A 24,360-nucleotide genomic window follows, 5' to 3' on the forward strand; every position below is an offset into this window, starting at 1 on the left:
ATACCGCCGTTCGAGTGCACCCGGCGTGTTTGCCGGGTGACGTGGTGTCGGTGGGCGGTGCCGGGGTGGTCACCGGGGTTGTGATCGGTGCGCGGCGCGGCCGAGGCGTTCGGCGACGCCGGTGATGCGGTCGAGGAGTTCCGGTGGTGAGTGGACCTCGAAGTCGCAGCCGATGAGGGAGACCCAGATGGCGAGGCCGTCGAGGGAGTTGGAGCCCGCGCGCAGGGTGCAGCGGTGCTCGTCGAGGGGTTCGAGGATGCCTGCGGTGCTGGTGATGTGTTCGGCGGCGTCGGTCATCGACATGTGGAGGGTGACGACGGCCTGGTAGCGGTAGGCGGCGTTGCTGAGGCCGTAGGCGGTGTAGGCGGCCATGTCGTCGGCGGGTGGTTCGCGGGGGGTGAAGCGGGGGCCTGTGGGGGTGCGGGGGGTGAGGCGGTCGACGCGGAAGGTGCGCCAGTCGTCGCGGTCGACGTCGAAGCCGACGAGGTACCAGCGGCGGCCGGTGTGCACGAGGCGCAGCGGTTCGACTTGGCGCAGGGTGTTCTCGCCGTCGCGGTGGCGGTAGTCGAAGCGGAGTCGTTCGTGGTCGCGGCAGGCGGAGGCGATGGTGGAGAGGGTGTCGGGGTCGACGGTGGGGCCGCGGCCGGGGATCGCGAGCATGGCCGACTGCAGTGCGTTGACGCGGTTGCGCAGGCGGGAGGGCAGGACCTGTTCGAGTTTGGCCAGCGCCCGCACGGAGGTCTCTTCGATGCCCGCGACGGTGCCGCCGGAGGCACTGCGCAGCCCGATCGCGACGGCCACGGCTTCCTCGTCGTCGAGCAGCAGGGGCGGCAGTGCGGCTCCTGCGCCGAGGCGGTAGCCGCCGGTGGTGCCGGTGGAGGCGTGCACGGGGTACCCCAGCGACCGGAGCTTGTCGACATCACGGCGCACCGTGCGGTCGGTGACGCCGAGCCGGTCGGCCAGGTCCGCGCCGGACCAGTCGCGGCGGGTCTGCAGCAGTGACAGCAGGCGCAGCAACCGGGCCGAGGTCTCCAACATGCCGCCCAGTCTGACACCTATTGCGGACCACAGCGGTCCGCAATGGCGACGCCGCAGGCGAGCCAGTCCTGGGGCAATACGCGGCCACCGTCCCCAGGCGCGCCGCTAGTGTTCGCCCGGTGTCCCCGGTCTTGACCCGTCGCGCCCTTAACCGTGCTCTGCTGGCCCGGCAGTTCCTCCTCGAGCGAGTATCGGTGTCACCACTGGAAGCGGTGCGCCACCTGGTTGGCCTGCAGGCTCAAGCCCCGAACCCGCCCTACATCGGTCTCTGGTCGCGGCTGGCCGACTTCGCTCTGGCCGACCTGGCTGACCTGCTTTCCTCCCGCCAGGTGGTGCGCCTGGCGCTGATGCGTTCCACCATCCACTTGGTCGACTCCCGTGACGCCGAGCCACTGCGCGGGCTGCTGGCGCCCGTGCTTGTCCGAGGCTTCCGGGCAACCGTGGGTCGGGCGTTTGACGACGTCGATCACGATGAGGTTGCGGCGGTTGGGGCGGGGATTGTTGCCGAGGAGCCCTTGACGGCGGCGGAGTTGGGGCGGCGTTTGGCTGTGCGGTGGCCGAACCACGAGCCGGACCGGTTGGCTGCGCTTGTGCGGACGCAGGTTGGGCTGGTGCAGGTGCCGCCCCGTGGCCTGTGGGGGTCCTCCGGGCAGGCCAAACACACCACGCTGGCCGCCTGGCTGCCCGAAACCAACGCGGCAGCGATGTCCCCCGACACCGTGATCCGCCGCTACCTGGCCGCGTTCGGGCCCGCCACGCCCGCCGACGCGCAGATGTGGTCCGGGCTCACCGGCCTGCGGGAAGTGTTCGAGCGCCAAGCGGATCTCGTCACCTTCCGCGACGAAGCGGACCGCGTGCTCTACGACTTGCCCGAAGCGCCCCGCCCGGACCCGGACACCCCTGCCCCGGTGCGCTTGGTCGCCGCGTTCGACAACCTGATCCTCTCCCACGCCGACCGCTCTCGGGTGATCGCCGACGAGCACCGCAAGCCGGTGATCATGGGTACCGGCAACGGCAACGTCCGACCCACCGTCCTGGTGGACGGCGTGGTGGTTGGGATGTGGGGCACCCAGCGGACCAAGCGCACCGCGGTGCTGACGATCACCCCGCTGGCGAAGATCTCCGCCAAGGACCGTCGAGCGATTGAGCCTGAAGCCCGGCGACTGCTGGCGGTCACCGACCCGGACGCGGACACGGTCGAGATCCACTACGCCTAGTGGCTCGACTCAGAACGTTGGGCGGGTCGAGACATGGTCGACGTTCTGGGTCGCGCCACTAGCTACTCGCCGGTGGTGCCGTCCAGGTACTCGCGCAGGAGGTCCAGGTGGCCGACGTGGCGGGCGGTCTCCTGGATCACGTGGGTCAGAACCCAGCGCAGGGTGCGCTCGGGATCCCGGCGAGCGTGGTCCTCGGGGGCGAGGCTGGCGATGGCCCGCTCTGAGATGGCCCACTCGTCGCGATAGGCGGCCAGCACCGCGGTGGTGGTGTCTTCAGGTCGGATGCGCCACTCGGCATGCACATCGTCGGGCTCCCAGAGCGACGGCTCGTCCGAGCCACCCGCTGTGCGAGTGATCCAGTAGCGCTCGACGGCGGTCAGGTGCTTCACGATCCCCAGCACGCTCAGCACCGGCGAGGTCGGCACCGGTGTCTCAGTGGCCTGCGCCGGGGTGAGCCCGTCGGCCTTGATCAGCACAGTGGCCCGCAGGAACGCGAGGAACTCCCACTGCAGCCGGAGTTCGTCATCAGCATCGGTACGGGGCCAACTGCGGTCCGACCCGGTGATCGACATGGCACCCACTCTAGGGGAATCGGGGGCAGGGGTAACCGTGAAGTCGAGGGTTGCCCCACGCCAGCAGCCATAAACCTCAACCTGAGGATGAGGGTTGCCGGCAAGGCTGTGACCAGCACTAACTCGCTTAGTCGGCCATTGGATACTCGTGCTTAAGCGCTGCGCTTGCCCAGCACCTGCATCCCCGCCTCGGTCACTCGCACCGCCACATCCCGGGTCCCCAACACCACCCGGAACACCACCAAGCCCCGCCGCTCCAACACCGTCAGCGCCTCGGCCACCCACTGCGGCACGTGCCCCGCGGGCCCACCATCCGATCCCGCCCACAGGAAGCTCAACGGCGCGCCCCACAACCCCGAGTGGAACAGCACCGAACCCTCAGCCGCGTGCCGAAGCGCGCGCGTCTCGTTCTCCGTCATCACAGACCTCCCCAGAACCCCACATCCGCGTGGCACCGATCACAGGCCTTATCGGCAGGTTCCCGCGCCACGAAAGCACCCGCCACCCCTGCTCACCCCAGCCACCGAACAGCTCCCGACACCAACCCGTCCCGCACCCGTGGCGGCGCGAACCCCGCCGCCGCGATCGCGGCGGCGGCCAGTGCCGCGTCGTCGAATCCCAGCTCGTCGCGCCACAGCGCGTACTCCTCGGCCAGGCCGCGGCCGGTCACGTCCGGCACGTCGGTGTTGACCGTCACCGCCACCCCGGCGTCGAGCAGCCGCCGCACCGGGTGCGCCGCGGGCGAGGGCACGAGTCCCAGGGCCACGTTCGACGAGACGCACACCTCGACCGGGATTCCTCGTTCCCGCAGCAGTGCCATCACCGACGGGTCCTCCAGCGCGCGGAACCCGTGCCCGATGCGTTGGGCGCCGCCGAGTTCGACGGCTTCGCGGACGCTGTCGGCGCCCGCTGATTCCCCGGCGTGGTGCACCATCCGCAGCCCTGCCTGTTGTGCTTCCCGCAGGACCCCGGCGAAGGGCGCCAGCGGGAACGCCTCGTCCCCGGCGAGTCCGATCCCGACCACGATGTCGTTGTGGCGGGCGGCCAACTCCACTGTGCGTTCCAGTCGCGCCACCGACTGGCGGCGTGAGTGGTCCAGTAGCAGGCGCACGGTGATCCCGTGTGCGCGTTGGCCTTCGCGCAGTCCGGCGACGACCGCGGCCAGGGGCATGTGGAGGTCGTCGAGTCGTTCGCCGTGGGAGGCGGCGGTGAAGGTGACCTCCGCGTAGTGCGTTCCCTGCGCGGCCTCGTCCGCGCAGAACTCCACGGCGAGCCGGTGGAAGTCCTCTGCGGACCGTGCCAGCGCGCGGACGAGGGAGTTGCGGTCGGCGAAGGCCCGGAAACCGCGGAACGGCCCGCCCGGTGGCACCGGGACGCCCTCGCGCGCCGCCCAGTGCGCCAGGGTCGCCGCCCGCACCGTGCTCTCCAGGTGGACGTGCAAATGCGCCTTCGGCAACGCGACCAAGTCCCGCACACCACCAGGCTAGAAGCCTTCGGGGCAAGATCGCCGCCGGTTTTCCCGTTCCACCGGCAACCTTTCCACTGCTGCCGGTGCTCTTAGGGGGTAGCAGGCACACCTCGAGCGAAAGGGGCCGGATCCACCGTGGCACTGACCTTCGCCCAGCCCGACCGCAGACTCACCCTCACCGTCGCGCGCACCGGCCGCCACGTCACCATCGCCGCGGTGGGCCGCATCGACCTGGCCACCGAGTCGCCCTGGCACGAGGAGGTCATGCGGGCCTGCACCGCGGCGGACGAGACGACCCGGGTGTGCGTGGACCTCACCGAGGTCACGTTCCTGAGCTGGGCCAGCACCGCGGTCCTGGTGCGCGCCCACCGGGCCTGCGCGCGCCGCGGCCGGACCCTGCGCGTGGTGGCCAGCGGTCCCGTCCTCACCGGACTGCACGTGACCCGCCTGCACGAGGACATCACGATCATCCCGGGGCTGCGGCCGGTCGAGGTCACCCGCCCGCGCGCGGCCACCGGGTGGCTGATCGCCTAGCGCCCGCGGTGTCCGGTCGCGTCACTCGATGCGGTGACAGCCGGGTGGCGGGAGCGCGCGGGGCGCAGCACTGTTGGCCGGTGGACTTCCCCCGGTTGGACGCCCTCAGCGACCAGTACGAGAGCCCGTTCGCGACGTTCCTGGCGCACACCGACCAGAAGCGCAAGGCCAACCGCTACCTGGAGCAGGTGGCCGACGGGTTGGCGCGGCGGGCGGTGTTCGTCGACGCCGGGGCGGGGACCGGGGACACCACCGCGCACCTGGCCGAGCGGTTCGAGCGGGTGGTCGCCATCGAGCCCAACCCGGCGTTGCGGGCGCAGCTGGCGGGCCGGGTGCCCGGCGCGGAGATCATCGACGTGCCGATCCTGGCGGCGGAGCCGGGGGCCGGGGCGGATCTGGTGTTCTGCGGGCACGTCCTGTACTACGTGCACCCGGACCTGTGGGCCGAGCACCTGGCCGCCCTCGCGTCGTGGACCGCGCCAGGGGGCCAGTGCGTGGTCGCGATGCAGAACCCCGGCAGTGACTGCATGGTCATGTTGCGCGAGTTCGGCGGGCCCCGGTTCGACCTCACCCGGGTGGTCGCCGCCGAGACGCACACGGTGCCGTCGTTCGTGCAGGTGCCCGATCTCGACACCGCGGTGGAGGTCGCGGCGTTCATCCTCGGGTTGGCGCCGTTGCCGGTCACCAGGGACCTGGTCGAGGACTACATCGAGCAGCGGTTCCGGGCGGCGGGCAGCTACGTGTTCTCCTGCACCCAGGACTTCCACCACCTGGCCACCTGAGCCCGGGAACGCGAAAAGCCCCGGCGGGGCCGGGGCTCGGGTGGCGCAAGCGGGCGAAGGGGTCCCGGGGGGAGGGATCCCCTTCGCCCGCCCGCTCCAGTGGTGTCGCCGGTGCGGGTGTGGGCACCGCGCACCGGCGACGTCTCGATCAGGGCCGCGGTGTCGACGGGTCCGCGGTGTCGATCAGGGTCGCAGCGCGGACTCCAGTGCGGCGGAGAACTCCGCGGGGTGGGTCATGAGGCCCTGGTGGTCGCCGGGGAACTCGACGAGGTCCTCGCCGTAGAGCTCGGCGAGCTTCGCGGTGGCCTCGTAGCAGGGCAGGCCGCGGGACCCGGCGCCACCGGCCCAGACGACCCGGGGGGAGGCGTCCTTGAGGGCGGCGATGTCGGGCGTGCCCTGGGTGAACTGCTGCAGCTGGTAGGGGAAGAACAGCTCGAAGTTCTTCCGCATCTGCTCCATGCCCGCGAGCATCTCCGGGGTCGGCTCCGGCTGGGCGGGCATGTCCTCGGGGTTGACCCCGACGATCTTGACGAACTTGCCGACCGCGGGGAAGGCGCCCTCCTTGTGGAAGGTGTCGACGACCTCGTCGAAGTACTCGCGCCACTGCTGTCCGTCGGGCAGCACGTCGATCGCGGCGGGCTCGTGCGCGACCAGGACCTTGACCTGCTCGGGGTGCTGGATGGCCAGCTCGATGCCCACGAGCGCGCCGCCGCTGGTGCCCAGCACGTAGGCGGGTTCGGAGGTGACCTCGGCGAGCAGGCGGTGCGCGTCGTCGGCGTGCTCCTCGAGGTGCTGCTCGACCGGCTCACCCTGCAGGCTGCTGCGGGTGTAGCCGCGCGGGTCGAAGGTGACGACGGTGTAGTTCGCGGCCAGCACCGGGACCAGGCCTGCGAAGCTCGTCGCGTCGGCGGGCGCGCCGGTGATCAGCAGCAGCACCGGACCGGACCCGGTCACCTCGTAGTGCAGCGTCGCCCCGGGGACGTCGAGTTTGGCTTCGCGAGTTGATTCTGACATCTCACACTTTCGGTCGAGGAGAGGCGACAACACGCCGGTGGTCGGCCGGGACGAGAGGTCACGGCACGCGGGGGAACCCGCGCCGGGCGGCGTCTGCGCCCCGCCCGGCGGCGGTCCACCGTGTGGTCATTGTAGGAGTGGCGCCCGCCCGCCTGTTCTTCCATCGTGCGCTCCGCAGCGGCGCGATTCCAGGCGCGGCAGGCGTTTCACCCCGTCCGGGTGCTATTCGCGTTGGCTGGCCGGGGTGGCGGTGACCGGGTTGGGCACCACGACGGTGGCCACCGGGTCGGCGCCCGCGGCCGGGGTCGGTGCCGGTGGTCGGGTGATCCGGTCGGACAGGCGCTGCAGCGGCCGTTCCACCAGGAAGTAGCTGATCGTCGCCATGACCACGCAGGCGAGCACGACCACGGTGATCAGTTCCAGGAAGCTGTTGCGGCCGCGGAAGGCGGTGACGCCGACCGGGTCGTTGCCGAAGATGCTGCCGTTCTGGAACCAGAAGTAGATGACCGCGAAGTGCCACAGGTAGATGCCGTAGGAGACCCGGCCCAGGTAGCGCACCGGGAGGTTGGTGAGCACGGCGTCCTGGAACTTCGAGGCGGCGCCGGGGACCGACAGCGGAAGCACCACCGCGGGCCCCCACAGCAGGAACGTGGTGAGCTGCACGACCGCGGCCGCGGAGTAGGGGAAGTCGAAGTAGCCGATCCTGGCGAACGGGGAGAAGCAGTTCACCACGAACAGCGCCGCGGCGGCCAGCCAGAACGCGTTGGGGTGCGCGGCGACGACCCGGTGCAGGGCGGGGACCCGGTCGGGTTCGAGTTGCGCGCGGGCGGAGATGACGGCCATCGCCATGCCGATGGCGAACACGCCCAGCTGGGCGAAGGGCCAGAAGTACTCCTTGGGGTAGGGGCCCAGGTGGCCCCAGTGCAGGTAGATGATCCACGGGAAGTTCAGCACCAGCATGACGGCGGGCACGATCATCATCCGGCGGACCCGCTGGTCCATGGTGGCGCCGGTGCGGCCGAGTTTGCCCATGAGCCAGGCCAGCAGCGGCAGCACGAGGTAGAACTGCATCTCGGTGGGCACCGACCATGTGGGGTCCATGCCCGCCATCCACACCGCGTCGTAGTTCTGCATCAGCACCAGCGGTCGCAGCACGTACCAGACGCTGTCGACGGAGTTGGCGTTGAGGACGAACAGGCAGACCAGGGTGAGCAGGTAGTAGGCGGGTAAGAGCCGGAACACCCGGCGGGTGAAGAACTTGCCCAGCGCGGGGCCGGGTTTGCCCGACAGCGACGCCCTGGCGAACGGCCGGTACAGCAGCAGCCCGGACAGCACGAAGAACGGGGAGAGGCTGACCGTGAACCCGGACATGAGGGCCGCGGCGAACATGTTGGTCGGCGGGGAGTCGTAGGAGCCGACGAGTCCGGAGATGAACGCGGTGTGCGTGATGACCACGCCCAACGCGCAGATCCCGCGGATACCCTCCAATCGGGGAACCCGTTGTTTCTCGGTACTGGGTGCGGCGCTGCCGCCAGCCGCGGGTGCCACCATGTGATCCTCCAGATCGCCGTCGAGACGATCGCCTATTTTTCTCGAACCGGCGAACCCTGGCTTCTTCTGGAATGCGGTGACCGCAGGTGACGCAAAGGTCAGGGCCCGTGCTCCGCTCGGCGGAGTGCCAAGTGGAGCACGGGCCCGGATGGCCCACCGGCGCCGATTCAGTGGCCGGTTCGGGTGTTTTCGCTAGCCGTTGTCTTTGAGTACCCGGAATGAGATGTGGGTGGCGTAGCCGGACTCGCGCACCCGGGTCCGCTCGGCCTTGACCTTGAGGTCGTCGAGCCGTTCGAACAGCCGGATGCCCCTGCCGAGCAGGATGGGCGCCAGGTGCAGGGTGAACTCGTCGATGAGGTCGGCGCGCAGGAACTGCTGCACGACGTTCGCGCTGGCCACCTCGACGTCCTTGTCGCCAGCGGCGGCCCGCGCCTGGTCCAGGGCGCTGTGGATTCCGTCGGTGACGAAGGTGAACGGCGAGTCCGGCCGCACCCACTCCTGCGGCGGGTTGTGGGTGAGCACGAAGCACGGCACGTCGCCGGGGGTGTTGCCGCCCCAGGCCTCGTCGACGTCGAACATCCGCCTGCCCACGATCATCGCGCCGTTGGCGGCGTGCAGTTCCTCGAGGACCTCGCGGTCGACGCCGGTGCAGCCGAAGCTGCCCGGGACCCCGCCGTGCACCCAGTGGTGCAGCGCCTCGCCGCCCTCACCCATGTCCTGGCCGGGCCGGTCGTCGACCCCGGCGATAAAGCCGTCGAGTGACATCGACAACGAGAATTTGACTTTTCCCATGCCTGCTCCGATCTAGGCGTTGTTCGCCGTTCACCGCGGCTCGTCGCGCTTATCCGGGATGGGGGGAGACCCGGTCCGCGCGCCGTTGCCGGTGACACCGCCGGTGGGGAACAACCATCTCGGTCGTGTGGCGGGCACATTACCGGTCGGTGCCCGCCAGGAATGACCGGGGGTGAATGCCGCGGTGTCGCGCAACGGGTCGCGGAGTCGCTCATGACCGGGCCCGGCTATTTCGCCAGGCCCGGTCAGGTCCGCTTTTCGCGCCGCTCAGCCGATGCTGCGGGCGAAGCGGAAGAACTGGTGCGGGTCGTACTTGCGCTTGATCCTGGTGAGCCGGTCGTAGTTCTCCGCGTAGTAGGAGCGCCGCCAGTCCGGCAGTGCCGGGTCGAAGAAGTTCTGGTAGCTCTCGCCCTGCGAGCCGGGCTCCAGGGTGGGGAACGCGGCGGCGAGCCAGGCGGTGGCGGCCTGGGTGTCCTCGGTGGTGGTGTTCGGGTTGTTGAGGCCGCAGACGAAACCGGCGAGGATCTTGGTGGTGCGGTGCACGAACGCGGTGGCGGTGCGGGCGGGTTCGTTGGCCTTGCCGCCGAAGGTGTCGAGGTAGATCAGCCGGGTCTGGCCCGCGCGGCCGTCGGCGACCAGGGCGGCGAGCATCCGGTCGATGTTGCTCTCGGGCACGTACCCGGCGAACATGCGGTTGCGCATCCGGTTGTAGGGCATCCGCGACAGTTGCGCCTCCGGCGAGTAGCCGATCCGGTGGCACTGCTCGACGGTGCTCTCGGCGCAGCCGTACCACTCCATCATGGCGTCGAAGTAGGACTTCTCCTGCGCGGCGCGGAACACCGGCTCGACCCCGGCGTCGGCGACGAGTTGGTCGAGGAGTCGGTCGATCTCGGCGACGGTGCCGTGCCAGGCGCCGCCGATGGCCACGATCGGCGGGTTGCCCGAGCCCGCGTCCTCGTTGATGATCGTGGCCGAGGCGGCCAGGTCGTTGGAGGACTCGTAGGCCCAGGGCTGGAACGCCTTGATGACCCGCTGGGCGTGCTCCCAGTCGAACACGATGTTGAAGTTGACCATGTGCCGCACGTCGGTGGGGGCGACCTCGTAGTCGGTGATGACGCCGTAGTTGCCGCCGCCGTTGCCGCGCAGCGCCCAGAACAGGTCCGGGTTCTCGGTGGCCGAGGCGCGCACGTGCCTGCCGTTGGCCAGCACGACGGTGGCCGACACGAGCCGGTCGACGGCCAGGCCGTACTTGCGGGTCTGGAAGCCGATCCCGCCGCCCTGGATGAACCCGCCCGCGCAGACCGTGGCGCAGGTGCCGCCGACCATCGACAGCCCGCGCGGCGCCAGCGCGTTGAGGACGTCGACCTGTTGGCTGCCCGGTCCGATCCGGACGGTGGAGCCGCCCACCTCGATCCGGTTGAGCCGCGAGACGTCCAGGACGATCCCGCTGGAGGTGGAGTAGCCGCCGAAGCTGTGCCCGCCGCTGCGCGGGACCGCGGGCAGGCCGTTGTCCTGGGCGAACTTGATGACGGTCTGCACGTCGCGCGCCGAGGTGCAGTAGGCGACCGCCTTGGGGCGGACGGCGTCGTACTCCTGGACGGCGAGTTGCCTGGCGAAGTCGTAGCCCGCGTCGGCGGGCAGCACGAGCGAGCCGGCCAGGGCGCGCCGCAGCGCGTCCCAGTTGGTCCCCCGGCCGCCCGCGGGCGCGGCGGCCGACGGGATGGACCCGATGGTCCCCACCGCGGCGATGGCTCCGGTCCCGACACCGAGGCGCAGGAAGTCCCGGCGACTGGGCATGGTGATCCCCTTCGTTCGTCAGTGGAGCGCGGCGCCCGGGGCGCCGCGCGCTGTCACCCGGAGCGCGCGGGGCCCTCCGGTGGTCACAGGTCCGGGACGGTGAGCTGGACGGTGGTCGCGGTGGCGGGGGTCTTCCTGGCGCGGGTGGTGACGCCGCCGAGGTTGCGGCCCGCGGAGCGTTCGAGCCACCAGTGCGCGATCAGCAGGGTGCCGACCCAGCCGACCCAGCGGGCGGCCTCGACGGCGATGAACGGGTTGACGCCCAGCCAGTGCATCCCGATGTTGCCGATGGCGAAGCCCCACACGCCGAAGCCCCACATGATGGCGAAGCTGTAGACCATCCAGCGGCGGTGCTCGGCGTAGCGGTGCTGGCGGGCGCGCACCCAGCCCAGAACCGCGGCGATGGTCCACAGTGGAGCGGCGAGTAGGACCGCGACGCTGCCGGGGGTGAACGCGACCGGGTACATGGCCAGGGCCAGCAGTGCGCTGGGGATGGCGCCCGCGAGCAGGTAGACCCGGCCGGAGAGCCGGTGCGCGGCGGGGTGCTTGCGGCGCAGCCACGGCCACAGCTGCAGCAGGGTGGTCAGCACGGCGACCGAGCCGGTGATCACGTGCCCGGCGAGGAAGGCGTAGTGCAGGGAGTGCTGCGGTGGGATCCGGGCCTGTGCCGGGTCGAAGGTCAGGTACGGCCGGACCACGTACACCACGAAGGCGACGCCGATGGCCGATAAGAGCAGCAGGGGTAACCGGCTCGGGACGCGCTTGCGGCGACCGGGTTCTCGGCGGGGTGTGCTCTGGGTGGGTGTTCGCGTGCCTGCACCCGGGGTGTCTGACGGGCCGGGGTTGTCGAGGTGCTGGGTCACGGTGCTCGTTCCTCTCCCGCGATAGCCCTCCCCGCGGTCGAGGCGGGCACGCCCGGGGCGGCCGGCCGTGGCTAACAGGCTCGTGCACGGCCCTGCCCGCCGCTTCTCCGAAAGTGCTGCACTTGGCAGGCGCGGGAGTGCGCGGGTGCGCGGGTTGGGCCCGACGGCGGTACCGCGGGAGGCGGTCAGTTCGCATGGGTGCCGCAGGCCTCCGGCCGCAGTTCCAGCAGGGCCAGCGACACCGGCGGGTCGAGGCCGCGCTTGGGCCGCAGGCACAGGCCGGTGAAGCTGGTGACCGTGTCGTGCCGGATCGGGATCTGTCCGATCGAGCCGGTCACCGTGCCGTGCGCGTCGTCGAACCGCTGCGCCCCGCCCGCGCCCCCACCGATCCCGCACGCGCGCCCGTCGACTTCGCGCCCGCCTTCGCGCCGGTTCGCCTCGCCTTCGACAGTCCCGCTCACTCCGCCTTCGACTGTGTTGATCTCGCCTTCGGCGACGGAATAGGCGAGCAAGTGCCACCGGCGCCGGTGCGCGCTGGGCGCCGGGCGGCCCAGGACGGTGTAGCGGAACAGCGGGGCGGGCGGGACCGGGGGAGCGGGGGCGTCCTCGAGCAGGGTGCCGGTGCCGACGCGGCCCAGTTCGCGGTAGAGCGAGGGCGGCGCGCCGACGTTGTCGCTGAAGCGGGAGCTGAAGGTGCCGATGCTGGCGTAGCCGACCTGCTGGCCGATCTCGGTGACGCTGATCGTGGTCGACAGCAGCAGCCGCTTGGCCTCCAGCAGCCGCATCGCGGACAGGAAGCGGCCCGGTGGGACGCCGGTGACGCGCTGGAACGCGCGGGAGAAGTGGAACTTGCTGTAGAGCGCGGTCCTGGCGAGGTCGTCGACGGTGATCTGCCCGCCGAGGTTGTCGTACATCTGCCGGATGACCCGGTCGACCGCGTTGCCGAAGACGTCGTCCACCCCTACCCCCCATGGTGACGCTGGCGGCTGTGTCCACGCAGCCGCGGGATCGAACTGGTGAAGCGCAGGGGCGGGTCGGTGGTGCGGGCGGGCACCACCGACCCGGTGACTCAGCCGTCGGTGGAGCCACTGCCGGTGGAGCCGCCCGCGTCGTTGGCCGCCGGGATCCGGCGCAGGCCGACGGTGACCATGACCGCGCAGACCACCACCAGGCCCGCGCAGATCGCCGCGCTGATGTGCAGGCTGCTCGTCGTGGCCTGATAAGCGCTGTTGAGCAGGCTCGCCGCGTCGGCGGCGGGGAGCTGGTCGGCCACCGAGATCGCCCCGGCCGCGCTCTCGCGGGCCGCGTCGGCGACGCCGTCGGGGGTGGAGGCGGGGATCTCGACGGCGGAGCGGTAGAGGCTGAAGCCGACCACGCCCACCGTCGCCACCCCCATCGCCAGCCCGAACTCGCCGGAGGTCTCGGTGAGCGAGGCCGCCGCGCCGACGTGCTCCGGTGGCGCGGACTGCATCGCCAGCACCGCGCACAGGCCCGCCATCGGGCCGATGCCGATGTTGGCCACCACCAGCGCGGCGACGGTGAACCCGAGGTCGTCGGTGCTGGCGCTGACCTGGGTGAGCATCAGGAACCCGACCGCGGCCACCAGCAGGCCGCCCGCGATGACGAGCGCGGGTTTGATCCGCTGGATGAGCACCGGCGCGAGCTGGATGAGCACGATCATGCTGATCGCCCCGGGCAGCAACCACAGCGCCGTCTGCACCGGGGTGAGCCGCTGCACGGTCTGCAGGTAGAGCGAGACGAACAGCTGGTTGGCCGACACCAGGCCCGCGAACGTGGTCAGCAGCAGCGCCGTGGTGAAGGTGCCGTTGCGGAACAGGCGCAGGTCCAGCAGCGGGTGGGTCAGTCGGTTCTGCCTGCGCACGAAGGTGATGCCGCTGGCGAGGCCGACCGCGATGGCCAGCACGGCCAGCAGTGTGCCGCCGCCACGGGTGAGCTGCTTGAGCCCGTAGACCAGCGGCAAGATCGCCAGCAGGGAGAGCGCGACGCTGAACAGGTCGATGCGGCCCGCGCCCGGGTTGCGGAACTCGGGCAGGAACTTCGGTGCCAGCACCAGCAGCACGAGCATCACCGGGACGCCGAACAGGAACGCCGCGCCCCACCAGAACGCCTCCAGCAGCGCGCCGCCGATGATCGGGCCCAGCGCGACACCGCCCATGAAGCACACCATCCACACCGACAGCGCGGTGGCGTGCTGCTTGGGGTTGGTGAACATGCCGCTGATCAGCGACATCGTCGAGGGCATCATCGTGGAGCCCGCGATGCCCAGCAGGGCCCGGGTGGCGATGAGCATCTCCGGGGTCTGCGAGTAGGCGGCGAGCACGGACGCCGCGGCGAAGCAGGCCGCGCCGATCAGCAGCAGCTTGCGGCGGCCGATGCGGTCGCCGACGGTGCCCATGGTGACCAGCAGGCCCGCGAGCAGGAACCCGTAGATGTCGGTGATCCACAGCTGCTGCACGCTGCTCGCGCCGAGATCGCCCGCGACGTGCGGCAGCGCGAGGTACAGCACGCTCATGTCGAGCGCGATCAGGATCGTCGGCAGGCCCAGCACGGCCAGGCCGAGCCACTCCCGCCGACCGGCCCGGACGTCGGTGCCGGTCTCGGTCCCACCACTGACGTTCATGGGCAGCACTCCTTCGTCATGCAAGGGATCTTGTACGTAAAGGGACATCTTTGTCAATGCCGCGCGAGCCGCCCCGCCCGGGCCGGGTGAAGCACTGTGATCGCTGGTGGGACCGGGTGCGCGGGTCACTGCCGGGCCGGGTCGGGGCGGGGCAGCCGGGGTGGGAGAGGGGGTGGGGCGGGAGCGCCCGGGCTCAGCGGTGGGCGGCGAAGAACGCGCGGATGTCCTCGACCAGCAGGGTGGGCTGTTCCATGGCGGCGAAGTGGCCGCCGCGGTCGTGCTCGGTCCAGTGCGCGATCGTCGGCAGGTCGCGGTCGGCCAGGCGGCGCAGCGGCACGAGGATGTCGTGCGGGAACACCGTGACGCCCACCGGGACGGTGATCGGGGGCGGCGCTGCGGTGCCCGCCGCGGCGGGGCGCAGCGCGTCGGCGCCCTCGTAGTAGTGCTGCGCCGAGGAACCCGCGGTGGCGGTGAACCAGTAGAGGGAGACGTTGGTGAGCATGTGGTCGCGGTCGACGGCGTCCTCGGGTGCCTTGGCCGAGTCGGTCCACTCGCGGAACTTCTCCACGATCCAGGCGAGCTGGCCGACGGGGGAGTCGGTGAGGGCGTAGGCCAGGGTCTGCGGTCGGGTCGACTGCAGCTTCATGTAGCCCGACAGGTCCGCGTCGAAGTGCGCCAGGCGCCCGAGCCGGGCCTGGTCGGACTCGCTGAGGTCGGCCAGCTCGGCCGGGTCACCGGAGGGGAAGGTCAGCAGCATGTTCACGTGCGCGCCGACGACCCGGTCCGGGGCGTGCCTGGCCAGCTCCAGGGTGATCACCGACCCCGCGTCCCCGCCCTGGGCGGCGTAGCGGGTGTAGCCGAGGCGGTCCATCAGCTCGGCCCACGCGCGGGCGACCCGGGCGGCGTTCCAGCCGGGCTCGGTGGGCGGCGGGGAGAACCCGAACCCGGGGATGGACGGGATGACCAGGTGGAACGCGTGCGCCGGGTCCCCGCCGGTGGCGCGCGGGTCGGTGAGCGGCTCGATGACCTCCAGGAACTCGGCGATCGAGCCGGGCCAGCCGTGCGTGAGCACCAGCGGCAGCGCGTCGGGTTCGGGGGAGCGCACGTGCAGGAAGTGCACGGTGGTGCCGTCGATCTCGGTGCGGAACTGCGGGTACCGGTTGAGCCGCGCTTCCGCGGCGCGCCAGTCGAACTCCTCGCGCCAGTACTCGGCGAGCTCCTTGAGGTAGCCGACGGGGACACCCCGGCGCCACCCCGGTTCCGGTGCCTCGGCGGGCCACCGGGTGGTGGCGAGCCGGTGCCGCAGGTCGTCGAGGTCGGCCTGCGGGACGTCGATTCGGAAGGGCTGCATTCTGGCTCCGATCCCTGGTGGGCGACCGGCGCACCGGCGCGCGGCGGGGGAGCCGCCGCGGCGCGGTGCCGCCGCAGTGCACATGCTGGGTTCCGCGCGGCGGTGCCCACATCTCCCTACGTGCTCACCAGTCGCCTCAGGCGAAGAGAGCACTTTCGCGTAGGGCCAAGGGTTGGTGGGTCAGTTCAGGGTGCGTGCGGTCGCGTGCGGGGCGATGTCGCCGTGGAACAGCCCGTCGGGGTCGACCCGGGCCCGCACGGCGTCGACGGCGCGGACCTGCTCGGCGCTCAGGTGTCCTTGGGGTCGGGTGAAGTCCTCGACGAAGCAGGGCACCGTGCGCCCGGTGTCCCACGGCCGCAACGCCTCCCGCACAAGCGCGCAGTGCCCGCGCAGCTCCTCGGCGGTCACCGGTCCCATCGGCACGCCCGAGCCCGCGTAGGAGAAGGCGGCGTCGAGCCGGTCGAGGACGCCGCCGTCGGGTGCCGACACCGCGTAGGCGCCGCCGAGTTGGCGCAGCCCGGCCGCGATCAGCGGTGAGCCGTCGCCGAGCACCCGCAGCAGGGTCTCGGCGCCGTCGGCGTCGAGGTCGCCGAGCAGCAGGTGGTCGCCGACGACCGGCATCGGCTGGGCGGGGTCCATGTGCGCGTCGAGTACCGCGGCCGCGGGCCCGGGCCGCCAGGTGTCGAGCACCGGGGCGGCGATCTCACGCAACGGGCCGAGTAGCTCGTCGGCTTGCCGGGTCGCGGTGGCGAGGTCGGCGGTGTCGGACAGGACTGCGCCGTCGACGCACAGCATCGGCCCGGTCGCCAACTCCGGCGGCACGTCCGGCACCGGCGGCAGGTTCATCACCCGCACCGACGTCGTCACCTCCCACGGCGCCGTGGCGCTCCACTCGCGCCAGCGCGACAGCAGCCGCTCGGCGTGCGCGGCGGGCCAGTAGGCGGCGCCGGTGATCACCGCGGCGACCGGGAACAGCGCGATCTCCACCGCGGTGACGACACCGAACCCGCCACCGCCGCCGCGGATCGCCCAGAACAGGTCCGGGTCGGTGGCCGCGTCCACCCGCAGGTGCTCGCCCTCGGCGGTGACGAGGTCCAGTGCCACGACGGTGTTGGCGGCCAGCCCGTGGCGGCGGCCGTAGAAGCTCATGCCGCCGCCGAGCAGGTAGCCGACCACGCCGACGGTGGCCGACGAGCCGTGCGCGGCGGTCAACCCGTGCGGTGCGGTCGCCTCGACCACCGCCCCCCACCGGGTGCCCGCCGGGATCCGAGCCCGCCGCCGCGCCGCGTCGACCTCGACGCCGCCGTCGACCCGGGTGTGGATGAGCAGCCCGCCGTCCACCGGCCGCACACCACCGGCGCCGTGCCCGGTGGTGTGCACCCGCACGGGCAGCCCTTCGGCGCGGGCGTGGCGCAGGGCCGCGCGGACGTCGTCGATGGTGCGGGCGGTGATCGCCGCGGCGGGTCGGGCCGGTGCGGCGAGGTTGAACACCTCGGTGGCCTCGGTGAAGGCCCGCTCACCGGGCCGGGCGAGCGGTGGTCGTCGGATCGTGGTCATCGCGTGTCCCCCGGGTGCGTGGGTCGGGTCAGCAGCGCTGGTCGGTCGCCGGGCGGTGGCCGGTCACCAGGTACCTGGTCACCAGGTCGTTGGCGCAGGTGTTGCGGTGGTAGAGGTAGACGAGGTGGCCGCTGTCGTCGACCGACACCAGCCGGGCCCGCTGCCCGAGCGCCCGGCGCGTCTCCACCGCACCGACGTACGGGGTGCCGGGGTCGCGCAGGTTCGACACCATCAGCACGTTCGACGGCCCCCGGTCGGAGATCCGCACCGGCGGCTCCACCGGCCGCGTCGGCCAGAACGGGCACAGCCACGGACCCGCGCCGGAACCGCCGAACATCGGGAACTCGGCCCGGTCCCGCTCCAGGGCGCGCCGGTAGTGCTCGAACCCGCGCGGCCAGTCGGCGCTGTTGCAGGCCAGGTGCATGAACCCGGAGAAATCCGCTCGCGGGCGCGCCCCGGTGGGCGCGATGCCCTGGTCGAGCCGGTGCCACGACTCCGCCAGCGACGGGTAGGCCGCGGCGGCGAACAGCGAACCGAAGGTGGCGTAGCGGAACTCGGCGCCGGTCATCGACCCCAGCGGCCGCCGGTCCAACCGCTCGGCCAGGGCGAAGTACTTGGCCCGCACCAGGTCCGCGGTGGCGCCCAGGTGGTAGGTGTCGTCGCGTTCGGCGGCCCACGCGGCGAAATCGGGGAAGGTGTCGCGCACGCCCTCGGCGAGGCGGCGCGACCAGGTGTGATCGATGCCGCCCGCGCCGACCACGCTGTCGAGCACGACCCGGTCGGTGCGCTCGGGGAACAGCGTCGCGTACACCGAGCCGAGGTAGGTGCCGTAGGAGTAACCCAGGTACGACACCCGCCGCTCGCCCAGCGCCGCCCGGATCCGGTCGAGGTCCCTGGCGACGTTCGCGGTGGACATGTGCGGCAGCAGCGCCGCGGTGGCCGAGTGGGCGCACTGCCCGGCGATGGTCCGCAGTTCCGACCAGCGGCGCGACAGGTCCGCGGTGCTCGCCGCGTAGGGCGAGGCGGGCACGTTGAGCTCCTGGTCGGGCCGCAGGTCGCAGGTGACCGGGGTGCTGCGGCCGATTCCCCTGGGGTCGAAGGCGACCAGGTCGTAGGCCTCGCGCACCGCGCTCGGCAGGCCGAGCGACACCAGCCGCAACGACTGGTCGAGTTCGGAGTCGAATTGGCCACCCGGGTTGAGCACGAGCACACCGCGGCGCTTCTCCGCCCGGGTGCTCGGCAACCGCGACACGGCCACCGCGATCTTTTCCGCCCGCGGCCGCGAGTAGTCCAGCGGCACCGCCAGCGTCGCGCATTCCAGGCCCTGTGACGATTCCAGGCCCTGTGCCGGTTGCCCGACATCGGGGCACGGGCCCCACACCAGCGGGCGATCGCCGCCGGTCACCTCGGTGGTGGCCGCCCCGGCCCAGGTGGTCGCGGTGGTCAGGGCGGTGGCGGCGAGAACGGGGACCAGTGCCCGGGTGATTAATCCGCGGCGACTGCGGGAGCGCGGGACAATGCGATGTTCCGGCATGGCACCACTCTTTCGTGCGCGCTGGCGACTGGCCAACACGGTATTGCACGACGACCAGCGGGCGATGATTCCCCGACCGGGTCCGCATTATCGGAGAAAAGCGCGCGGGCCCCACCCGAACCGGGTGGGGCCCGCTCCGCTCGATTGACAAGGGATCCTTTTACGGAGAAGACTGTGCCCATGAGGGACGTGCTGTACCTGGACCAGTTCGAGCAGGCCGAGGTGCTGCTCAAGCCGCAGCGCGTGGAGGTGCTCCGACAGCTCGACGCGCCGCGCTCGTGCACCGAGGTCGGCGCCCGGCTCGGCCAGACCCCGCAGTGGGTGTACTACCACGTGCAGCGGCTCGTCGACGCCGGGCTGGTGGCCCGGGTGTCCGAACGCAGCGTGCGCGGCATCAAGGAGGGCGTCTACCAGGCCAGCGCCCGCTCGTTCCGGTTGTCCCCCAAGCTGGTCGGCCCGATCGGGCTGCGCGCCAAGCAGGACGAGCTGAGCCTGGGCTTCGTGCTCGACCTGATGGAGGAGGTGCTCACCGACATCGCCGTGCTCGAGCAGACCTCGGGCACCGGGGTGCTGCCGGAGTTGCCCTCGCTCGGGGTGTCCGGGCAGATCAGGGTGCCGCCGGAACGGCGCCAGGACTTCCTCACCGAGCTGCGCGATACGTTGCAAGACCTGTTCGCGCGCTACGGCGGCGCGCAGGGAGATGCCTTCAAGCTCGCCGTGGCCTGTTACCCACAGCTGCCGAAGGAGGCGCCGTGAGCGCTCCGATGACCCTGCGCGCCCGCGCGGGCGCGCCGATCGCCCAGGTGCGGCACGCGTTGACCGACCCGCAGGCCCTGCGCACCTGGCTGGCCGAACACGCCGAGGTCGACCTGCCCGGCCGGTTCGCGTTCTGGGGCCGCTACACCCCCGAGGGCCAAGCACCCACGCAGCGCCCGGTCTACGTCGACGAGCACACGCTGCGCTTCGTCTGGCCGCTGGCGGGCGAGGACACCACCGTGGAGCTCACCCTGGCCGAGGAGACCCCGGCCACGACGATCGTGTCGGTCACCCAGACCCACGTCCCCGACTGGGTCGAGGTCGTCGCCGAGGTCAACCCCAGGTCCGTGCTGGCCACCTTCTGGTCGCTGTCGATCGCCAACCTCGTCGACTACGTCGAGGGCCGCGAACTGACCCCCAAATGCGACTTCACCGCCGAGGGCCTCACCGGCGAGGTCGTCATCGACGCGCCCCCGGACGCGGTGTTCCGCTCGCTGATGGAACCCGAGCGGTTCGGCCGCTGGTTCGGCGCCACCATGGAGGTCGAACCCTACGTCGGCGGCCGCTGGGCGATGGGCGGCTTCGGCGTGGACAAAGACGTCGACAACTCCATCGCCACCATCATCGACCTGGCCCCCGACCGCAAGGTCGGCCTCGACTGGGGCAACATGACCAGCACCTGGGAGCTGGCCGACAGCGACGGCGGCACCCGGCTCACCTTCGTCCACAGTGGATTCGACGAGGGCAACCCGCCGTACGCGGGCTGGCTCGGCTGGCTCGGCGGGATCAGCGAACTGCGCCGCTTCCACGAACTGCCGCACTGGCGCCCGATCTGGTTCGAACACCGCATCCCCGGCACCCCGCAACACGTCCTCGCCGCCAGCGCCCGCTGACCCACCCCTGGCTCACCCCACCCACTGTGCTCTCTTAACCCACCCTCCCACTGTGCTCTCTTTACCCCACCCACCCACCCACGTCTCCCACCCCACCCCGGCACACATCCACCAACAGAAAGGCAACGGCGTTGGGCAGGCTCGTGGTTACCACCTCGCTGTCACTAGACGGCGTCATGCAATCCCCCGGGATCCCGGACGAGGACACCAGCGGCGGGTTCGCCCTGGGCGGCTGGCTCGTCCCGCACTTCGACGAGAGCCTCGCCGCGCTCGAACAGAGCGGCGCGCTGCTGATCGGCCGCCGGACCTACGACATCTTCGCCGCCTACTGGCCGAAGGTCGACGACGACGACCCCATCGGCAAGATCATGAACAACACCCAGAAGTACGTCGTGTCCACCACCCTGCGCGACCCGGCCTGGCAGAACACCACCGTCCTGAGCGGTGACGTGGTCGCCGAGATCACCGACCTCAAGCGGCGCGAGGGCGAGATCCACGTCCCCGGCAGCGGCAACCTGGTGCAGACCCTGCTGGCCAACGACCTGGTCGACGAGTTCCGGCTCACCCACTTCCCGGTCCTGCTCGGCAGCGGCAAGCGGCTCTTCGCCGACGGCACCAGCCCCGCGGGCCTCAAACTGACCAACACCATGATCACCAAGACCGGGGTCATCGCCGCCACCTACGTGCGCGACGGCGAGGTCAAACTCGGCTCCTTCGCCCTCGACCAAGAGCAGGCGGGCGACTAGCGCCACGTGGGACACGGCCGTGCGGGGAGCGACACCCGCACGGCCGGGGGTCAGTTCTCCCGCTGGGCGGTGATCACCACGAACGTGCCCGGCCGCCACTCGTGCCGCACCCGCAGACCCGCCGCGCTCAACCACGCCCGCAAGTCCGCGTAGTCGAACAACCGCAACCCGTCGGCGTGCTGCGGGAAGTGGTGGCGCCACACGAAATGCCGGTACACCGGGTCCGGGGCGTTGCGGAAGGTGAGCAACGTGAACGTGCCGCCCGGCCGCAGGCACCGGCCCACCTCGGCGATCACCGCGGGCGCGTCGTCGGGGAAGGCCTGCAGCGCGTTCCAGCACAGCACCGCGCCCAGCGACCCGTCGGCGAAAGGCAGGGTCCGGCCGCTGGAGAGCACGGCCGGGATCTCCGGCAACCGCGCCCGCAACGTGGTCAGCATCGGCAACCCCAGGTCCAGGGCCACCACCCGCTGCGCGCCGACCGCGTTGGCCAACGCCGCGGTCCACCGCCCCGCCCCCGCGGCGAGGTCGAGCACCGGCCCGTCCACCGGCCGCACGTGCTCGGCGATGTAGGCGTCCTCGTCGGAGGGCAGCACCTGCGCGGCCCAGTTGGACCCGCACAACCGCAGGAAGTTCGGCCGGGCGTAGGCCTCGTAGAAGAACCCCATGCTCGGCATCTCGGCCAGCTTGAACAGGAAATCGGCGCCGCGGTCGTGGCCGTCGCCGATGGTCGTGGTGAAGTCGACGATGCCGCCATCGAGGGCGTAGGCGTTGGCGCACCCGCGACAGCGGGCCGCCGCGTCGCCGAACTCCAGGCCCTGCCCGCAACTCGGGCAGCGGAACGCCGCGCCGTGCCGGTCGAACCCGCCCGCGTCGGTCGGCAGCGGGCCCGGGTCGCGCGGCGGGACGGCGTCGACCAGCACCGGGGTGGGCGTGCCGTTGCGCACCGCCCAGTAGGCCTTGGCGCCCGCGTGCCCGAGCACGGTCTCGGTGTCGTTGTCCCAGTGCGCCCTGACCTGCTGCGGGGTGAGGCCGGTGATCCACCCCCGGTCGAAGTCGCGTTCGGTGTCGTCGAGCTCCCACGCGGCCGGGTACGGGAACGCGCGGCCCAGGTCCGGGCGCTCCGGGTCGAGCCGCTGCACGGCGCGCTCCAACCTGGACAGGTCGTCGTCGTCGACACCCACGTCGATGGCCACGTCCAGCACCTGGTCGCGGGCCTCGGGGAAGTGCCCGAGCAGGTACAGCAGGGCGAGGGAGAGCGGTTGGTCCTTCGTGGTCGCCCGCCACGCCGCCAGGTAGGTGTCGACCCCGGCGGCGACCGCGGCGGTCAGCTCGCCCGGCGATCTCGGGTACTCGGTGTCGACGAGCAGGCCGAGCACGACCGCGGCCCGACCCTGCCGATCCGGGTCGAGGTCGGCGAACAGGTCCACCAGCTCACCCGCGACGCCCAGCGCGGCACCGGTCGCCCGGCCCGCGTGCCACACCGCGTCGATCAGCGCTTGGTGGACGGTGTCGAGGTGCTCGCGCGGCGCCGAGGTGAACTCGGCGACCACAGCGGTCGTGGTGGTGGGGCTCTCGGGCATGACCATGGGCGTGTCCCTCGGTGATCAGGCGGCGGATCCGGTCCCACTATCGGCGCCGCGGCGGCGGCCGCGCACCTTCGGCCATGCGCTGTCGCCGGGCAACCACAGCAATCCCGGAGATGCGCGCGCCGCGCCGCGCCGGGAAGCATCTGCTGCGGTTGCGCCCCCCGGCAGCCGTTCCGTTGCCGGCCCCGCGCGTGGCGGCCCCGATCGGGCAACAGCAGGCAGGAGATCGCATGACGACGACCGTGCTGGACATCTGGGTGGCCGACCTGACCTTCCCCGGCTACATGGACTGGTGGCACCGGCAGGCCGCCGAGTTCGAGGCCGCCCACCCCGAGTACCGGGTGGACCTGCGCGCGCTGGGGTTCTTCACCGCGCCGCAGGAGATCTCGGCGGCCGTCGCCGAGGGCAAGGGCCCCGCCGTGGCCGAGTACTACTTCTACATGAGCCAGATCGCCAGGGACACCACCGATCCCGACGGTCGGCCGCGCTACACCTCGGTGCGCCGCGCCATCGGCGACCGCACCGAGATCCTCGGTGAGCCGGTCGTGGTCGACGACATCATCCCGGCGATGCGCGACTACTACACCGTCGACGGGGACCTGTGGTCGATGCCGTCGGTGGGCACCACCAGCGTGCTCTACGCCAACACCGACCACCTGGCCGCCGCCGGGCTCAGCGAGCTGCCCACCACCTGGGCCGGGGTCGAGGCCGCCTGCGCCGCGCTCGCCGAGGTCAAGGCGGGCCCCACGATCGGCTGGGCCAACCACGGCATGTTCTTCCAGCAGGCACTGGCCTCGCAGGGCGGTCTGTTGGCCGACAACGACAACGGCCGGGCCGGGCGCGCGGGCACCGTCGACCTCGCCTCACCGCAGATGCTCGCCTGGGTCCGCTGGTGGCGCGACCTGCACACCGCTGGGCACTACGAGCACACCGGCACGATCCCGGACTGGCAGGGCACGTTCCAGTCCTTCGCCGAGCAGCGCGTCGGTCTGCGGATCAGCTCCTCCAACGACGTCAACTACATGGTCTCGGCGGCCGCGGGCGCCGGTTTCGGGCTGCAGGTGGGGGCGTGGCCGTACAACAGCGCGGTTCCGTATGCGGGCAACGCGATCGCGGGCAGTTCGCTGTGGCTGGCCGACGGGCTCGACGAGGCCACTCGCGACGGGGCGTTGGCGTTCCTGCAGTTCACCCACAGCCCGCGCAAGGCCGCCGACCGGCACAAGGAGAACAGCTTCCTGCCGTTGACCCACGCCGCCTACGACTTGCTCGAGGAGGAGGGCTGGTTCGCCGCGCACCCCTACCACCGGGTGCCCAGCGACCAACTCGCCGTCTACCCCGACCGGCCCGCGGGTCCGGGCGCCGCGCAGTGGCCGCCGTCGCGGGGCGCGCTGTTCGGGGAGTTCGCCCGCGCGCAGGACATCATGACCCACGCGATGGGCGACGTCCTCACCCGCGGCGACGACCCGCTCGAGCGGTTCACCCGAGCCACCGCCGAAGCGCAGGCGCTACTCGAGGCCTACAACGCCACCTGCCACTCGCCGGTGCCCGGCAGCGCCCCGGAAACCCTGCGGGTGGAGTACTTCACCGACGCGCTCAGCTACTCCGGCGCCGACCTGGACGAGGTCGTGCGGTCCCAGCGCTGACCCACCCCGAGGACAGGAGAGATCG

22 protein-coding genes are annotated in these 24,360 nt (G+C 71.6%); 7 read left to right on the forward strand and 15 right to left on the reverse strand.

Annotated features, from left to right (window positions below):
• Positions 1-69: 69 nt before the first annotated feature.
• Positions 70-1,038, reverse strand: a complete 969-nt coding sequence (locus LV75_RS16970; RefSeq protein ID WP_253887886.1) for a helix-turn-helix transcriptional regulator — start codon at positions 1,036-1,038, stop codon at positions 70-72.
• A 119-nt stretch (positions 1,039-1,157) separates the two neighbouring features.
• Here LV75_RS16970 and LV75_RS16975 point away from each other — a divergent pair, with 119 nt between their 5' ends.
• A complete protein-coding gene (locus tag LV75_RS16975) occupies positions 1,158-2,255 on the forward strand; it encodes a winged helix DNA-binding domain-containing protein (protein WP_253887887.1) in 1,098 nt (365 codons plus the stop codon).
• Between the two features lie 62 nt (positions 2,256-2,317).
• On the opposite strand, the gene LV75_RS16980 is transcribed toward LV75_RS16975, so the two are convergent.
• From LV75_RS16980 to add, 3 genes are all read right to left on the reverse strand, one after another.
• The gene (locus LV75_RS16980) at positions 2,318-2,827 is read right to left on the reverse strand and encodes a DinB family protein (protein ID WP_253887888.1); all 510 of its coding nucleotides are present in this window, start codon (positions 2,825-2,827) and stop codon (positions 2,318-2,320) included.
• A gap of 152 nt (positions 2,828-2,979) precedes the next feature.
• Positions 2,980-3,246, reverse strand: coding sequence for a hypothetical protein (locus tag LV75_RS16985; RefSeq protein WP_253887889.1), 267 nt, complete (start codon positions 3,244-3,246; stop codon positions 2,980-2,982).
• Positions 3,247-3,338: 92 nt separating this feature from the next.
• Positions 3,339-4,301 (reverse strand): adenosine deaminase, encoded by a 963-nt coding sequence (gene add / locus LV75_RS16990; RefSeq protein WP_253887890.1) that lies wholly within the window; start codon positions 4,299-4,301, stop codon positions 3,339-3,341.
• Positions 4,302-4,430: 129 nt separating this feature from the next.
• Here add and LV75_RS16995 point away from each other — a divergent pair, with 129 nt between their 5' ends.
• Entirely contained in the window at positions 4,431-4,829 is a 399-nt protein-coding gene (locus LV75_RS16995; RefSeq protein ID WP_253887891.1) for an STAS domain-containing protein, read from the forward strand.
• A gap of 80 nt (positions 4,830-4,909) precedes the next feature.
• Positions 4,910-5,611: a class I SAM-dependent methyltransferase gene (locus LV75_RS17000; protein ID WP_253887892.1), complete on the forward strand. Its 702-nt coding sequence runs from the start codon at positions 4,910-4,912 to the stop codon at positions 5,609-5,611.
• 183 nt (positions 5,612-5,794) lie between these two features.
• Here LV75_RS17000 and LV75_RS17005 read toward each other — a convergent pair whose 3' ends face one another.
• The 10 genes from LV75_RS17005 to LV75_RS17050 form a co-directional block, all read right to left on the reverse strand.
• A complete protein-coding gene (locus LV75_RS17005) occupies positions 5,795-6,625 on the reverse strand; it encodes an alpha/beta fold hydrolase (RefSeq protein ID WP_253887893.1) in 831 nt (276 codons plus the stop codon).
• A 222-nt stretch (positions 6,626-6,847) separates the two neighbouring features.
• Positions 6,848-8,113: an acyltransferase family protein gene (locus LV75_RS17010; RefSeq protein WP_253887894.1), complete on the reverse strand. Its 1,266-nt coding sequence runs from the start codon at positions 8,111-8,113 to the stop codon at positions 6,848-6,850.
• A 255-nt stretch (positions 8,114-8,368) separates the two neighbouring features.
• Complete coding sequence (locus LV75_RS17015) at positions 8,369-8,968, reverse strand: dihydrofolate reductase family protein (protein ID WP_253887895.1); 600 nt, start codon at positions 8,966-8,968, stop codon at positions 8,369-8,371.
• 267 nt (positions 8,969-9,235) lie between these two features.
• Positions 9,236-10,765, reverse strand: coding sequence for an FAD-binding oxidoreductase (locus LV75_RS17020; RefSeq protein ID WP_253887896.1), 1,530 nt, complete (start codon positions 10,763-10,765; stop codon positions 9,236-9,238).
• Positions 10,766-10,848: 83 nt separating this feature from the next.
• Positions 10,849-11,628, reverse strand: a complete 780-nt coding sequence (locus LV75_RS17025) for a DUF2306 domain-containing protein (protein ID WP_253887897.1) — start codon at positions 11,626-11,628, stop codon at positions 10,849-10,851.
• Positions 11,629-11,813: 185 nt separating this feature from the next.
• Positions 11,814-12,587, reverse strand: a complete 774-nt coding sequence (locus tag LV75_RS17030; RefSeq protein WP_253887898.1) for a helix-turn-helix transcriptional regulator — start codon at positions 12,585-12,587, stop codon at positions 11,814-11,816.
• 110 nt (positions 12,588-12,697) lie between these two features.
• The gene (locus tag LV75_RS17035) at positions 12,698-14,269 is read right to left on the reverse strand and encodes an MFS transporter (protein ID WP_253887899.1); all 1,572 of its coding nucleotides are present in this window, start codon (positions 14,267-14,269) and stop codon (positions 12,698-12,700) included.
• 193 nt (positions 14,270-14,462) lie between these two features.
• Positions 14,463-15,620 carry an epoxide hydrolase family protein gene (locus LV75_RS17040; RefSeq protein WP_253887900.1) on the reverse strand — a complete coding sequence of 386 codons (1,158 nt, stop codon included), beginning with the start codon at positions 15,618-15,620 and terminating at the stop codon, positions 14,463-14,465.
• Between the two features lie 180 nt (positions 15,621-15,800).
• Positions 15,801-17,177 (reverse strand): FAD-binding oxidoreductase, encoded by a 1,377-nt coding sequence (locus LV75_RS17045; RefSeq protein WP_253887901.1) that lies wholly within the window; start codon positions 17,175-17,177, stop codon positions 15,801-15,803.
• A 28-nt stretch (positions 17,178-17,205) separates the two neighbouring features.
• Positions 17,206-18,711, reverse strand: coding sequence for an alpha/beta hydrolase (locus LV75_RS17050; protein WP_253887902.1), 1,506 nt, complete (start codon positions 18,709-18,711; stop codon positions 17,206-17,208).
• Positions 18,712-18,891: 180 nt separating this feature from the next.
• Here LV75_RS17050 and LV75_RS17055 point away from each other — a divergent pair, with 180 nt between their 5' ends.
• The 3 genes from LV75_RS17055 to LV75_RS17065 all read left to right on the forward strand — a co-directional run bounded on the left by LV75_RS17055 (position 18,892) and on the right by LV75_RS17065 (position 21,106).
• Positions 18,892-19,467 carry a winged helix-turn-helix domain-containing protein gene (locus LV75_RS17055; protein ID WP_253887903.1) on the forward strand — a complete coding sequence of 192 codons (576 nt, stop codon included), beginning with the start codon at positions 18,892-18,894 and terminating at the stop codon, positions 19,465-19,467.
• Positions 19,464-20,360 (forward strand): SRPBCC family protein, encoded by an 897-nt coding sequence (locus tag LV75_RS17060; protein WP_253887904.1) that lies wholly within the window; start codon positions 19,464-19,466, stop codon positions 20,358-20,360. The genes LV75_RS17055 and LV75_RS17060 overlap by 4 nt, the downstream gene beginning before the upstream one ends.
• Before the next feature lie 143 nt (positions 20,361-20,503).
• Positions 20,504-21,106 (forward strand): dihydrofolate reductase family protein, encoded by a 603-nt coding sequence (locus tag LV75_RS17065; protein ID WP_253887905.1) that lies wholly within the window; start codon positions 20,504-20,506, stop codon positions 21,104-21,106.
• A gap of 50 nt (positions 21,107-21,156) precedes the next feature.
• On the opposite strand, the gene LV75_RS17070 is transcribed toward LV75_RS17065, so the two are convergent.
• Positions 21,157-22,692, reverse strand: coding sequence for a class I SAM-dependent methyltransferase (locus LV75_RS17070; protein WP_253887906.1), 1,536 nt, complete (start codon positions 22,690-22,692; stop codon positions 21,157-21,159).
• Between the two features lie 230 nt (positions 22,693-22,922).
• On the opposite strand from LV75_RS17070, the gene LV75_RS17075 reads away from it, so the two are divergent.
• Positions 22,923-24,335, forward strand: a complete 1,413-nt coding sequence (locus LV75_RS17075) for an extracellular solute-binding protein (RefSeq protein ID WP_253887907.1) — start codon at positions 22,923-22,925, stop codon at positions 24,333-24,335.
• The last annotated feature ends 25 nt before the right edge of the window (positions 24,336-24,360 follow it).

This window comes from Actinokineospora diospyrosa (genome assembly GCF_024171925.1).
Lineage (GTDB): Bacteria > Actinomycetota > Actinomycetes > Mycobacteriales > Pseudonocardiaceae > Actinokineospora > Actinokineospora diospyrosa.